This window comes from Mycolicibacterium wolinskyi (assembly GCF_002101965.1).
Classification (GTDB): Bacteria; Actinomycetota; Actinomycetes; order Mycobacteriales; family Mycobacteriaceae; genus Mycobacterium; species Mycobacterium wolinskyi.
Genome location: NZ_LQQA01000023.1, coordinates 1 through 12741, shown reverse-complemented (window position 1 = coordinate 12741; position 12741 = coordinate 1). Strand labels below are relative to the sequence as shown.

At 67.9% G+C, this 12741-nt stretch carries 14 protein-coding genes; 12 read left to right on the top strand and 2 right to left on the bottom strand.

What is annotated here, in order from left to right:
- Window positions 1-113: 113 nt before the first annotated feature.
- Entirely contained in the window at window positions 114-734 is a 621-nt protein-coding gene (locus AWC31_RS19990) for a hypothetical protein (protein WP_067850702.1), read from the top strand.
- A gap of 42 nt (window positions 735-776) precedes the next feature.
- Entirely contained in the window at window positions 777-1784 is a 1008-nt protein-coding gene (locus AWC31_RS19985; protein ID WP_085145789.1) for an Rv1157c family protein, read from the top strand.
- A 91-nt stretch (window positions 1785-1875) separates the two neighbouring features.
- Here AWC31_RS19985 and AWC31_RS19980 read toward each other — a convergent pair whose 3' ends face one another.
- Window positions 1876-2025, bottom strand: coding sequence for a DUF1059 domain-containing protein (locus AWC31_RS19980; RefSeq protein WP_067850697.1), 150 nt, complete (start codon window positions 2023-2025; stop codon window positions 1876-1878).
- Between the two features lie 45 nt (window positions 2026-2070).
- On the opposite strand from AWC31_RS19980, the gene AWC31_RS19975 reads away from it, so the two are divergent.
- The gene (locus tag AWC31_RS19975) at window positions 2071-2724 is read left to right on the top strand and encodes a nitroreductase family protein (RefSeq protein ID WP_085145788.1); all 654 of its coding nucleotides are present in this window, start codon (window positions 2071-2073) and stop codon (window positions 2722-2724) included.
- 70 nt (window positions 2725-2794) lie between these two features.
- Here AWC31_RS19975 and AWC31_RS19970 read toward each other — a convergent pair whose 3' ends face one another.
- The gene (locus tag AWC31_RS19970; RefSeq protein ID WP_085145787.1) at window positions 2795-3373 is read right to left on the bottom strand and encodes an HhH-GPD-type base excision DNA repair protein; all 579 of its coding nucleotides are present in this window, start codon (window positions 3371-3373) and stop codon (window positions 2795-2797) included.
- A gap of 95 nt (window positions 3374-3468) precedes the next feature.
- Between AWC31_RS19970 and AWC31_RS19965 the strand changes: the two genes are divergently transcribed.
- The 9 genes from AWC31_RS19965 (at window position 3469) to AWC31_RS19925 (ending at window position 12664) form a co-directional block, all read left to right on the top strand.
- Entirely contained in the window at window positions 3469-3765 is a 297-nt protein-coding gene (locus AWC31_RS19965) for a DUF732 domain-containing protein (protein ID WP_085145786.1), read from the top strand.
- A gap of 15 nt (window positions 3766-3780) precedes the next feature.
- A complete protein-coding gene (locus AWC31_RS19960) occupies window positions 3781-4977 on the top strand; it encodes a sensor histidine kinase (RefSeq protein ID WP_085145785.1) in 1197 nt (398 codons plus the stop codon).
- Window positions 4974-5768, top strand: a complete 795-nt coding sequence (locus tag AWC31_RS19955) for a LytR/AlgR family response regulator transcription factor (protein WP_085145784.1) — start codon at window positions 4974-4976, stop codon at window positions 5766-5768. The genes AWC31_RS19960 and AWC31_RS19955 overlap by 4 nt, the downstream gene beginning before the upstream one ends.
- On the top strand, window positions 5758-6159 hold the full coding sequence (locus AWC31_RS19950; RefSeq protein ID WP_067850685.1) for a hypothetical protein: 402 nt from the start codon (window positions 5758-5760) through the stop codon (window positions 6157-6159). Before AWC31_RS19955 ends, AWC31_RS19950 begins: the two co-directional genes overlap by 11 nt.
- Complete coding sequence (locus AWC31_RS19945; RefSeq protein WP_085145783.1) at window positions 6156-7886, top strand: sodium/solute symporter; 1731 nt, start codon at window positions 6156-6158, stop codon at window positions 7884-7886. Before AWC31_RS19950 ends, AWC31_RS19945 begins: the two co-directional genes overlap by 4 nt.
- 172 nt (window positions 7887-8058) lie before the next feature.
- Window positions 8059-8412, top strand: coding sequence for a DUF485 domain-containing protein (locus AWC31_RS19940; protein ID WP_374214019.1), 354 nt, complete (start codon window positions 8059-8061; stop codon window positions 8410-8412).
- 8 nt (window positions 8413-8420) lie between these two features.
- Window positions 8421-10052 (top strand): monocarboxylic acid transporter, encoded by a 1632-nt coding sequence (locus tag AWC31_RS19935; protein WP_067851004.1) that lies wholly within the window; start codon window positions 8421-8423, stop codon window positions 10050-10052.
- A gap of 57 nt (window positions 10053-10109) precedes the next feature.
- Window positions 10110-11315 carry an MFS transporter gene (locus tag AWC31_RS19930; RefSeq protein WP_085145782.1) on the top strand — a complete coding sequence of 402 codons (1206 nt, stop codon included), beginning with the start codon at window positions 10110-10112 and terminating at the stop codon, window positions 11313-11315.
- 35 nt (window positions 11316-11350) lie between these two features.
- Complete coding sequence (locus AWC31_RS19925; protein WP_085145781.1) at window positions 11351-12664, top strand: acyltransferase family protein; 1314 nt, start codon at window positions 11351-11353, stop codon at window positions 12662-12664.
- Window positions 12665-12741: the final 77 nt, after the last annotated feature.

The following is a 12741-nucleotide window of genomic DNA, read 5'->3' as shown; positions in this document are numbered from 1 at the left end:
CCGATTCCAGTCACTGCCGTAACGGTTGAATAACCGCCACACGTGTCACTTGAGTAACACCAGTAACTCGATAGTTTCGGGCACAGACGTGCAGTCAACCGATTGGGAGAACCATGAAACTCACCTGGAAAGCATTTTCCACCAGCATGATCGCGGCGGCGGGCGCTCTCCCGGTCGCATTGGCGCTCAGCGCCACGGCAAACGCGGAGCCCGTGCCGGCGCCGCCGGCACCCGGCGTGCCGAATGTGCCGATCGTCAACCAGCTCGCCGGCGTGCCTGGCGCGGCGCCGCAGCTGCTGCAAGGTGTCGCGTCGGCGCTGACCGGTACCCCGGCGGCCGCGCCGGCCCCGGCCCCGTCGGCAACCGCGTCGGTCACCCTGCCGCAGGCTCCGGCGACCGTTGCCCAGCCCGCGCTTCCGACCGCTCCCGCCGCAACCACCGCGGGTGCACCGGCCGCCAACGGCGTCGCCAACCTGATTCCGTCGGCCGAGGTGAAGATCCCGCAGGTGCCGGGCATGCCGGTCCCGCTGCCGCAGCAGATCAACATCCCGGGTGACCTGGCGTCGCTCGCGCCCGTCGGCAGCCAGCTCGCCAACCTCGCCCCGACGGCCACCAGCGCGACGGCCCCGGTGGCAAGTGCAGCCGCACCCGCGGCGAGCGTGCCGACCGCCTCTGCCGCGAGTGCTCCGGGGGCATTGGCCCTCGCACCGCTGCTGACCGCCGGCTTGCCCTGATCACCCAACTGGTCTGACCGCCCGAAACGCATTGGGAGAGCCATGTCATCGAAAAAGCTGTTCGCCACCGTCGTCGCGATCGGTTCCTCGGCCGCGCTGCTGTTCGGCAGCGGCGTAGCCAACGCCGATCCGGCGCCGCTGCCGATCGACGGGCTGCAAGCGCCCGGCCTGTCGGCGGTGGAAGGGCTGAGCCCGATCATTCAGCAGGCGGCAGCCGACCCGGCTGGGGCGGCACAGCTGTTGATGGCGGCCGCGCAGGCCTTCGCCGCCAACAAGGAGGCACCGGCCGACTCTCGCAATGTCGCGACGGCGGTCAACCAGTTCGTCACCGAACCGGCCGCGGCGGCGCCGGTGGCCCTGGCACCAGAGCACATTCCGGCTGCCGGCGCGGGCCTCGACGCGCACCTGCCCGCAGGCGTCGACCCGGCCCATGCGGTCGGGCCGGCGCTGCACGTGCCGGAGGCAGCGCCACCGGCGCCGGCGCCGGAGGCGGCAGCACCCGCACCGGCTCCCGCCCCGGAGGCGGCCCCCGTGCCAGCTCCCGCCCCCGCGCCGGAGGCCGCACCTGCGCCCGCTCCCGCACCGGAAGGCGCCGCCGCGCCGGCGCCGGGGCCGACTCCCCCGCCCGGATTCGGACCGGACACGCCGCCGACGCAGGACTTCATGTACCCGTCCATCAGCAACGGCTGCCTCAAGGACGGCGGAAACGTTCTGGCGACGGCCATTTCGGTCGCCGGCCCGGCGAAGATACCGGCACCCGGCCCCGGCCCCGGCCAGACCGCTTACGTGTTCACCGCCGTCGGAACGCCCGGCCCGGCGGCCGAGCAGAAGTTGCCGCTGAACGTCACGTGGGTGAACCTGACCACCGGCAAGTCGGGCAGCGCGACACTCAAGCCGCGCTCGGACATCAACCCTCAGGGGCCGACCACGTTGACCGCCATCGCCGACACTGGCTCGGGCAGCATCATGTCGACGATCTTCGGCCAGGTCACGACCACTGAGAAGCAATGCCAATTCATGCCCACCATCGGTTCGACGGTGGTGCCCTGACCACAGTAGAGAATGGGGAAACGGAATTCCCGGTCGCCGGCCACGGCTGGCGACCGGGAATTTTGTTAAGGCTGTTCGTCGGGTGGGCCGATCAGTAGGCCATGAACAGGATCATTTCGCGGTCGTATTCGCGGCCGGGGTGGGCCTCGGCCAGATGGGTCTGTGCCTTCTCGACGAGGTCGTCCTCGTCGGTACCGGTGATCGCTTCACCGCAGGGGCAGTTGAGATGTGTCTTCGCCATATCTTCACAATTGCATAGGTCGTCTACCGACAAAAGGATGTAGGCATGGAGCTTTACGACGTCATGCGCACCACCGGGGCCACCCGGCAGTTCACCGACGATCCACTCCCCGACGAGGTGCTCGAACGGATCCTCGACCATGCCCGCTTCGCGCCCAGCGGAGGCAATCGGCAGGGCACGCGCATCGTGGTGGTCCGCGACCGCGACACCCGCGAGTCGCTTGCCGACCTCAGCGTCACCGGTGCGCGACGCTACATCGCGCAGAAGCGCAACGGCGAGAACCCGTGGAACCCATTGCATCCCATGGGCGTAACAGCCGACGATCTGGCAGCAGTGCAAGTGCCGCGGGCCACGCAACTGCTCGACGCCGCGGTCGTGCTCGTGGTGTGCGTCGACCTCGGGGTGGTGGCCGCGTTCGACCAGGATCTCGACCGCATCGGCGTGGTGTCCGGCGCCTCGGTGTATCCGTTCGTGTGGAACATCCTGTTGGCCGCCCGCAACGAGGGCTATGGCGGCGTGCTGACCACGATGATGGTCGCCGAGGAACCGAAAGTGAAGGCGCTGTTGGGCATACCCGACGATTTCGCGGTCGCCGCGGTGCTGCCGCTCGGCAAGCCGGTGCGACAGCTGACCAAGCTCACGCGCAAACCGGTGTCCGAGATCGCCACACGTGAGCGCTTCGACGGGCCCGCGTTCTAGGCGCCGAGACTGCGCACAGATCGCCTTCTGGCCCAAAAGGGTGATCTCACCGCAGACTCGACAAGGCCAGCTAGGCCTTGGCGGCTTTCGCCTTGGCCTTCATGTCCTTCTTGTACGCGCGCACCTTCTGCAATGAGCCGGCATCCACGACGTCGGCCACCGACATATAGGTGCCTGCCTTGCCGTAATCACCGGCCGCGGACTGCCAGCCCTTCGGCGTCACGCCGTACTGCTTGCCCAGCAGCGCCAAGAAGATCCGGGCCTTCTGATCACCGAATCCGGGCAGACTCTTGAGCCGGCGCAGCACCTCTTTGCCGTCCGGGTCACCCTCGGTCCACAGTGCGGTGACATCGCCGTCGTAGTCGTCGACGATGGCTCGCGCGAGATCCTGCACTCGTTTGCTCATCGAACCCGGAAAGCGATGGATCGCAGGGGTTTCCGAGCACAGCGCCACGAACTCGTCGGGGTTGTAGTCGGCGATCTGGCGGGCGTCGACGCCGCCGATGCGGTCGGCGATCTTCTTGGGCCCGGCGAACGCCGTCTCCATCGGGATCTGTTGGTCGAGCAGCATGCCGACCAGCAGCGCGAACGGGTTGGCCTCCAGCAACGCGTCGGCCTCCGGGTCTTGGACAAGCTGCAGTTTTCCCACGTCGCCAGTCTAAGGGGTTCGGTTCAGCGATCTGCGTCGGTGAAGTGTGCGAACGTGTACGCGATAACCGGTGGATATGCCCGTAGGAGACGAACATGAGACGTGTGGTTACGGCTGGTTTTGCAGCGATGGTTGCCGCCATCGCGTTGGCCGGCACGGCCAGTGCGATCCCCGACCAGGGCACCCCGGCATTCGACGAATACCTGCAGGGCCTGCAACGCAATGGCTACAACCTGAATCCGGACACCGCGTGGCGAGTTGCCCATCAGGCGTGCATCGGCGGCATACCTGGATACATCGGTTTGGAACTGGCCGCTCAGGGGGTTATCGGCCCCGGAGCGCAGGAGCGGGTGATGGACGTGGCCAGGAAGTACGCCTGCCCCGTTCAGTAGCGAGCCGGCGAGCACATGTCGGGTGAGGTAGCGATAGCGCTGGCGTTGGCGCTGATGTTGACGGCAGTGGCCGCGGTCTTCGTGGTGCGCACCCGCCGCGTGGTCGCCACGCCGACCGAACGGGCCGTGCACGCCGCCCTGCACACCGCTTCGCTGGCGGCCCGCGCGTTGCGTCGCGGTCTGGACACCGAGTCCGCTCGGACCGCCGCCCCGTTCCTGCGCGGGCTGACCGTGACCGACGGGCTCGCGCTGTTCGACGGCGATGGGGAACTGCTCGCACGGGATGGTGACGAGCCGCTGTGGCAAGCCGATGTGGTCGACGCGTGCGCGGTGACGGCTCGCGATTCCATCGCCGGCCAACGAAGGGTGCTGAAAAGTGTCCGGGCCACCGCGGTCATTGCCCAACCGCTGCTCACCGAAAGCGGCGACGTGCTGGGCGCGCTGGTCGTGGTGACGGCGGGCACGCCGGGGCCCGGCATGCTCGGCGCCATCGGTGAAGTCGCACGCTATGCCGCGAGCCAGATCGAGCTGGCCGAGCTCGACGCGTCGCGTGCGCGGCTCGACCGCGCCGAGGTGCTCGCATTGCGGGCGCAGATCAGCCCGCACTTCATCTACAACGCGCTCAACACCATCGCGTCGTTCGTGCGCACCGATCCCGACCGCGCGCGCGAACTGATCCTGGAGTTCGCCGACTTCACGCGGTACTCGTTCCGAGCGGCCGGGCAGTACACGACGCTGGCCGAGGAACTGCGCAACATCGACCGCTATCTCACGCTCGAGCGTGCCCGGTTCGGCGCGGCGCTGACGGTGCGGCTGCAGGTCGCGCCCGAGGTGCTCAATGTGGTGGTGCCATTTCTGGCGCTGCAGCCGCTCGTGGAGAACGCGGTGCGCCACGGCCTTGCCGGGCAGGGCGGCGGCGCGGTGGAGATCGTCGCGCGCGACGAGGGTGCGGACTGCGTCATCACCGTCGAAGACGACGGAGCCGGAATGGATCCCGACACGCTGCGGGCCGGCCACGGCGACGCACTGGCCGACCGCACCGACCAGTCCGCACACGTCGGACTGACGAATGTCGACCATCGCCTGCGCGCGGCATTCGGCAACGACTACGGTCTGGTGGTCGAGACGGCGATCGGAGCGGGTACCAAGGTCGTGATGCGAGTGCCGAAATTCCGTTCGGGTGTACGGGCCGGCGGAGGTGCGTACGGGTGAGCCGGAAGCTGACCGTGCTTGCCGTCGACGACGAAGCGCCCGCCCTCGACGAGCTGGCCTATCTACTGGGACGTCACCCCGACGTCGCGGAGGTTCACACCGCCGCCGACGCGACCTCGGCGTTGCGCGAACTCAACCGCCATCCGATCGACGCGGTCTTCCTCGACATCAACATGCCCGGGTTGTCAGGCATCGAACTCGCCGGTGTGCTCACGAACTTCGCCCACCGTCCCGCGGTGGTGTTCGTGACCGCCCACGACGACAAGGCCGTCGCGGCGTTCGATGTGGGCGCCATCGACTACCTGCTCAAGCCGATCCGGCAGAACCGGCTCGATGAGGCGGTGCGTCGCGTCGCGACCGCAGGCGAGGCCGCGACGCCGGCTCAGCCGGACGAGCCCGACGACCAGGACTCCGCTGTGATACCCGCCGAGCTCGGTGGCATCACCCACCTCGTGCAGCGCGACAGCATCGGCTGGGTCGAAGCCGAAGGCGACTATGCGCGGCTGCACTCGGCGACCGGTGCCCATCTGGTCCGGATCCCGTTGAGCACGTTGGAAACCCGATGGCGCGACCACGGATTCCAGCGCATCCACCGCTCGTATCTGGTGTCACTGCGGCAGGTGACCGGACTGCGCACAGCCGAGGGCGCGGTGCTGGTGCGGCTGCGCGCCAACGGCGCGTCGCCGGCGGTCGAACTGCCGGTGAGCCGACGCCAGGCCCGTGAGCTCCGGGACCGGTTGGTCCGCGATCCGATGCGCAACCTCAAACCGACGGGCGCCGATGACCAGTAACGAACGCCCACCGGGGAGCAATGCGCGGCCCGCCGCGGCGCGACAACGGGTCGTGCTGGCGCACCGCCGCGGCGCGCGGATGGTGCGCACCCGCGTCGAGGTCCAGGAACAGACGCAGGTGGGCGACGCGCTGGTGCGTGGCCTGGTTCGGGCACAGCTCGGCCTGGCGCTGCGGCTCGCCGCCGTCGTGGTCTCGATCGTGGTGGCGGTCCTGCTGCTGACCACCGCCCTGCCGGAGGTGGCCGGCCTCAGCGTGTTCGGGATCCGGCTGAACTGGCTGATCCTGGCCGGCCTCATCTACCCCTTGTTGTACGGCGTCGGCCGGCTATATGTGCGGCTGGCCGAACAGGGTGAGCGCGACTTCGTCCGCGTCGTCGACAGCGAGCCATGACCGGTTCACCGCTGACCGCCGCGGCCCTGCTGACCGCCGCCGTCGCGACCGTCGCCATCGGGGCCTACGGCGTGAAGTTCTCCCGCACCACCTCCGACTTCCTCGTCGCGTCCCGCAGCGTCGGCCCGCGATGGAATGCGGCCGCGATCTCCGGCGAATACCTCTCGGCGGCATCGTTTCTCGGGGTGGCCGGACTGATCGCCAAATACGGCGCCGACGCGTTGTGGTATCCGGTCGGATTCACCGCGGGCTATTTGGGCCTGCTGTTGTTCGTGGCCGCGCCGCTGCGCCGATCCGGCGCGTACACCGTTCCCGATTTCGCCGAATTCCGGCTCGCCTCAGCGCGTGTCCGCAAAGTGGCGATGCTCGTCGTCGTGGTGATCTGCGTGTTCTACCTGGCCCCGCAGTACCAAGGCGCCGGGCTGGCGCTGAAAACCCTGCTGGGCGTTCCGGTTTGGATCGGGCCGCTGTTGGTGGGTGCGATCGTGATCGCCAACGTGGTGGCCGGCGGCATGCGGTCGATCACGTTCGTGCAGGCATTCCAGTACTGGTTGAAGCTGACGGCGATCGCCATCCCGGCCCTGGCGCTGCTCGGGCTGTTCATCAGCGACCGCGGTGAACTCGGCGGCCCGCTGCCACCGAGCGTGCAGCAGCAGACCACGGTCGCGATCGAGACCGACGTCGTCGTCCAGGTGGCCGAACCGCGCGGTATCGCCGTGTCGGGCCTGCTCGACGGTCGCGAGGTCGAGGCCGCGACCATCGGCGCGCCCGGCGAGCACACGCTCGGCGCGGGCACCACGCTCACGCTCGACGCCGGTGCCGCGACCCCGGTCGTGGCCGGAACCCCGAGCACGGGCTCGGAGTGGATCGATTCGGGCGGTGGGCTGGGTGGCGGTCACCCGCTCTACCAGGTGTTGTCGATCATCGTCGCGACCTTCCTGGGCACGATGGGCCTGCCGCATGTGCTCGTGCGCTTCTACACCAACCCCGACGGGCGGGCGGCCCGCCGCACCGCGCTGGCGGTGATCGCGTTGCTGTCGCTGTTCTACCTGTTCCCGACGCTGCTCGGGGTGTTCTCCCGGTTGTACGTCCCGCAGCTGCTCATCACCGGAACCGCCGACGCCGCAGTGCTGTTGGCGCCCGGCGCCGCCATCGGCGGGGCGCTCGGGCAGCTCCTGGCCGCGCTCGTGGCGGCAGGCGCCATCGCGGCGTTCCTCGCCACCTCGTCGGGGCTGCTGGTCAGTATCGCCGGCGCGCTCGCCACGGACGTCATGCGCGGGCGCGTGCGCGACTTCCGGCTCGCCGCAATCGTCGGCGGCCTGATCCCGATTCCGTTGTCACTGGTCGTATCCGGCCTCGAACTCTCCCGCAGTGTCGGCCTCGCGTTCGCGGTCGCGGCGTCGACGCTGTGCCCGCTGCTGGTCCTCGGGATCTGGTGGCGCGGGCTGACCGCCGCCGGGGCCGCGTGCGGGCTCGTCGTCGGCGGCCTGGTGTGCGGCAGCGCGGTGATCGCCGCGATCGCCGGCGGCGTCGACGAGGACGTCGCAGGCGGCTGGCCCGCAGTCATGGTCGGCTATCCCGCCGCGGTCAGTGTGCCGCTGGCGTTTCTGACGATGATCCTCGTCAGCCGGTTCACCCGGCCCACGCCCGGCGTGGCGCAGATCTTCGCGCGCATGCACGTGCCGGAGCGGCTCGGCATGGGTATCGAACGCGTGCCGCGGGGTTAGTTCCCTCGCCGAACAGTCCAGGAAAGTGGCCGCCGTTCGTCGTCACCGACCGACCGTTCAGCGCAGCCGCCCCCGGCTTCGGCGTGTCAACCACCAGAGCAGTGGGTATGTGACTCATGTCTCAACTACGGTCCCCGTAGGAGCCGGTTCACATTCGAGGTCAGGAGACACGGTGCCCGAGACCCATCTGCCACCCCACGAGATGCCGCAATTGAGCGGCGAGCAATACCTGGCCGTACAGGCCAGCCCGGAGTTTCAAGATCTGCGAAGCAGGTTGCGCCGCTTCGTTTTCCCGATGAGCGCACTGTTTCTCGTCTGGTACTTCGCCTACGTGCTGTTGAGCGTGTTCGCGACGGACTTCATGGCCACCAAGGTGTGGGGCAACATCAACGTCGGCCTGCTGATCGGGCTCGGCCAGTTCGTGTCCACCTTCGCCATCACCGCCATCTACGTCCGGTTCGCCAACCGTGAGCTCGACCCGCGCGCCGAGGCGTTTCGGCATGAACTGGAAGGTATGGCCAAGTGACCAGCCAAGTGAGCATCCTCGCCGCCGAGGGCGGGGTGGGTAACCCCATCGCCAACATCGGCATCTTCGCGCTGTTCGTCGCCGTCACGCTGTTCATCGTGATCCGCGCCAGCAAGCGCAACGCCACCGCGGCCGAGTTCTTCACGGCGGGCCGGGCATTCACCGGCCCGCAGAACGGCATCGCGATATCCGGCGACTACCTCTCGGCCGCCAGCTTCCTCGGCATCGCCGGAGCCATCGCGGTTTACGGCTATGACGGGTTCCTCTACTCCATCGGATTCCTGGTCGCGTGGCTCGTCGCGCTGCTGCTGGTAGCCGAATTGCTCAGGAACACCGGCAAATTCACGATGGCCGACGTGCTGAGCTTCCGGCTCAAGCAACGCCCGGTGCGGATGGCGGCCGCCACGACCACGCTCGCGGTCTGCCTGTTCTATTTGCTGGCGCAGATGGCCGGCGCGGGCGGTCTCGTCGCGCTGTTGCTCAACATCACGGGCGATGTGGGCCAGGCCGTCGTCATCGCCGTCGTCGGCCTGCTGATGATCGTCTACGTGCTGATCGGCGGGATGAAGGGCACCACCTGGGTGCAGATCATCAAGGCGGTCCTGCTGATCGGCGGCGCCGCACTGATGACCGTGATGGTGCTGGCCAAGTTCGGGCTGAACTTCTCCGAGATTCTCGGTTCGGCCCAGACCGCGGTGTCCGGATCGGCCACCGAGGCGGTGGCGAGCCGCGATGTGCTGGCCCCCGGCGCTCAGTACGGCGCATCGTTGACGTCGCAGATCAACTTCATCTCATTGGCGATCGCGCTCGTGTTGGGTACCGCGGGTCTGCCGCACGTGCTGATGCGCTTCTACACGGTGCCCACCGCCAAGGAAGCCCGCCGCTCGGTCGTCTGGGCGATCGTGCTGATCGGCGCCTTCTACCTGTTCACGCTGGCGCTCGGCTACGGCGCCGCAGCGCTCGTCGGGCCGGATGCGATCCTGGCCGCACCGGGCGCACAGAACTCGGCCGCACCGCTGCTGGCGTTCGAACTCGGCGGGGTGATCCTGCTCGGCGTCATCTCGGCGGTCGCATTCGCCACGATTCTGGCAGTGGTCGCGGGCCTCACCATCACGGCCGCAACATCATTCGCACATGACATCTACGCGAGCGTGATGAAGAGCCACAAGGTGACCGAGGACGAGCAGGTGCGGGTTTCGCGCATCACCGTGGTGGTGCTCGGCATCCTGGCGATCGGCCTGGGCATCCTGGCCGCCGAGCAGAACATCGCGTTCCTGGTGGCATTGGCGTTCGCGGTCGCCGCCGCGGCCAACCTGCCGACCATCCTCTACTCGCTGTACTGGCCGCGGTTCAACACCCGCGGAGCGCTGTGGAGCATGTACGGCGGCCTGATCTCGACGATCGTGCTGATCGTGTTCTCCCCCGCCGTGTCCGGCGCGAAGGGCGCGATGCTGCCGAACGTCGACTTCGCGTGGTTCCCGTTGGCCAACCCCGGCATCGTGTCGATTCCGCTGGCATTCATCCTCGGCATCATCGGCACGCTGACCTCACCGGCCGATCGCGGCAACGCCGAGATCGCCGCCGAAATGGAAGTCCGCTCGCTCACCGGCGTCGGCGCCGAGAAGGCCAGCGCGCACTAACGGCTTGGCGCCCGAGTGTGGGGATTGCGGACACGTCATCACGACGTTGAACGCCATATGCCCCACACTCGGCGCTTTGCATTCGCCCTGCTGGCCTACGCCTTCGCCGCGATCATGGTCGGCACGACGTTGCCGACGCCGATGTATGCGCTCTACGCCGAGCGGATGCACTTCTCAGTTCTGACCACTACGGTCGTCTACGCCACCTATGCGGGTGGCGTCCTTTTTGCCCTGCTCGTCTTCGGCCGTTGGTCCGATGCGATCGGACGGCGGCCGATGCTGCTGGCCGGCATCGCGTCTGCCCTAACAAGCGCCGTCGTCTTCCTCGTCGCGGATTCGGTGCCCGTGTTGCTGGTGGCCCGAGTGTTGTCAGGCTTGTCGGCCGGTGTCTTCGCCGGAACGGCGACCGCCGCCGTCATCGAGGCTGCGCCGCCGGCGTGGCGTGATCGGGCTGCTGCGGTCGCCACGGTTGCCAACATCGGCGGATTGGGCGCGGGCCCGCTGCTCGCCGGGTTGCTGGTGCAGTTTGCCCCGCAGCCCCTGCACCTACCGTTCGTCGTGCACATCGCGCTGGCTGTCTTGGCCGGTATAGCAATACTCGTCGTCCCGGAGACCTCCGAAAGAACGGGCAGCATCGGCTTGCAGCGCCTGTCAGTGCCGCAAGAGGTGCGCGCGGTGTTCGTCATCGCGGCGCTCGCGGCATTCGCCGGCTTCACCGTCACCGGGATGTACACCGCCGTGGCGCCGTCGTTTCTGTCGAGCGTGATTGGCATCGACAACCATGCGGTCGCCGGTGCCATCGCCTGCTCGATCTTCGCTGCCTCGGCCATCACCCAGGTGGCCGTCAACCGGGTCCCACCGAACCGGGCGGTCGCGGCCGGCTGCGCGATCCTCATCGTCGGCATGTTGATTCTCACAGCGGCACTGCACTTTTCGTCACTGACGGCCTTGATTGCGGCCGCCGTGGTGTCGGGCATAGGTCAGGGTATGAGTTTCAGCCGAGGCCTCGGCGCAGTCTCTGAGCTGACGCCACCCGATCGTCGGGCGGAGGTCAGCTCGACATACTTCGTCGTCGCGTACATCGCGATCTCGCTGCCGGTGGTTGGCCAAGGGCTCACTGCCCAGCATTGGGATCTGCAGACCGCGGGCATGACATTCGCGCTCGGTGTCGCGGTGCTGGCCGCGATCTGCCTGGCCGCGATCCTGGCGCGGGAGGCCCGACAGAAACGGACCCTGACCGCGAATTTGAGTGCTTCTACCTAGGGACTACGTAGCGCTGCGGCCATACGGTTTCAGCCATGACCGCACCGTTGTTCCCCAGCCCGGCCGAGGTCGAGGCCAACACCCCGCCCGACCGTGACCGAGCCATCGACGTCATCCGCATCGTGTCTCTCGTGGGTGTGGTGTTCGGCCACACGGTCATGGCCACGAGCACGATCCGCGATGACGTGTTCATCTGGAGCAACCTGCTCACCTCGTCGACCGTCTTCCAGGCGCTGACTTGGGTGTTCCAGATCATGCCGCTGTTCTTCTTCGCAGGCGTCGCCGCGTGCGTGCAGTCATGGCGGCCCGGGACATCATGGGGCGGTTGGCTGTTGCGCCGGTGCACGCGGCTGTACCGCCCGGTGTTCTACTACCTGGCGTTCTGGACGGCGGCGCTCGCAATCCTGCGATTCCTGCTGCCCGAGCATGTCTACGAACCGGTCGCGGGCATCTCCATCCAGCTGTTGTGGTTCCTCGGCGCCTATGTGCTCGTGCTGGCGGCCGTGCCGCTGCTGGCCCACATCACCACAACGGCCCAGCTGGTCGGCGCCGTCGTCGGTACCTATGCGTTCATCGCGCTGATCGACGCGGTTCGCATCACCACGGACGGGGCCGGCTACGCCTCGCTGGGCTATCTCAACACGGTCGTGTGGCTGATCCCCGGCATGTTCGGTGTCGCCTACCGGCGCAACCTGTTGCCCGCCCCCGCCGCGCTCAAGGTCGGCCTCGGCATGCTCGGCGTCAACCTGGCGCTGCTGTACTTCGGCCCGTATGAGCTCAGCCTGGTCGGCATCGAGACCCAGCAGCTCAAGAACATGACGCCGCCGTCGCTGCTGCTGGCCGGCCACGCGATCATGATGTGCGCGTTCGCGATTGCCGCGGCCCCCGCGATCTCGCGGTGGGCGCAGCGCCCGCGCGTGTGGTGGCTGGCGGCAATCGGCAACTCCGGCGCGATGACGCTCTATCTGTGGCACATGCCGCTGTTGCTCGCGATGCACCTGGTGTTCGACTACCTGGGGCTCGATCGCTACGACCCGACCGTCCCAGGCTTCGTGACCCTGTCGATCGTGCAGCTGGTGTTGATGGCCGGTTTGGTCGGAATCGCGTTCGTCGCGCTACGGCCACTTGAGAACTCCCCGCTGCCGCTGTGGGACGGCGGTTCGGTGAGCATGCCCGGAATGCGCAGCGCCGCAGTCGGTTTGCTGCTCTGCGTGGCGGGTGCGGCGACCCTGACCTCGGTCGCGTGGGGCCTCAAGGACCAGGGCGTGTACTACGTGGCGATCATGGTCGCCGCATTGATCGCCGCTCGGTGGACCGCATCAATGCCGAGAGTTACTGCCACATGCTGACATGTTCTGATCCGGGACATCGCTGACAGGTGGATGTCTCGGGACATCGCTGACACCTGAGGGTGGCTGTGGGCCAG

Excerpts from the sequence above, each read along its gene's own strand:
- AWC31_RS19990 (WP_067850702.1), top strand. The coding sequence starts at position 114 with ATGAAACTCACCTGGAAAGCATTTTCCACCAGCATGATCGCGGCGGCG.
- AWC31_RS19985 (WP_085145789.1), top strand. The coding sequence starts at position 777 with ATGTCATCGAAAAAGCTGTTCGCCACCGTCGTCGCGATCGGTTCCTCG.
- AWC31_RS19980 (WP_067850697.1), bottom strand. The coding sequence starts at position 2,025 with ATGGCGAAGACACATCTCAACTGCCCCTGCGGTGAAGCGATCACCGGT.
- AWC31_RS19975 (WP_085145788.1), top strand. The coding sequence starts at position 2,071 with ATGGAGCTTTACGACGTCATGCGCACCACCGGGGCCACCCGGCAGTTC.
- AWC31_RS19965 (WP_085145786.1), top strand. The coding sequence starts at position 3,469 with ATGAGACGTGTGGTTACGGCTGGTTTTGCAGCGATGGTTGCCGCCATC.
- AWC31_RS19960 (WP_085145785.1), top strand. The coding sequence starts at position 3,781 with ATGTCGGGTGAGGTAGCGATAGCGCTGGCGTTGGCGCTGATGTTGACG.
- AWC31_RS19950 (WP_067850685.1), top strand. The coding sequence starts at position 5,758 with ATGACCAGTAACGAACGCCCACCGGGGAGCAATGCGCGGCCCGCCGCG.
- AWC31_RS19945 (WP_085145783.1), top strand. The coding sequence starts at position 6,156 with ATGACCGGTTCACCGCTGACCGCCGCGGCCCTGCTGACCGCCGCCGTC.
- AWC31_RS19930 (WP_085145782.1), top strand. The coding sequence starts at position 10,110 with ATGCCCCACACTCGGCGCTTTGCATTCGCCCTGCTGGCCTACGCCTTC.
- AWC31_RS19925 (WP_085145781.1), top strand. The coding sequence starts at position 11,351 with ATGACCGCACCGTTGTTCCCCAGCCCGGCCGAGGTCGAGGCCAACACC.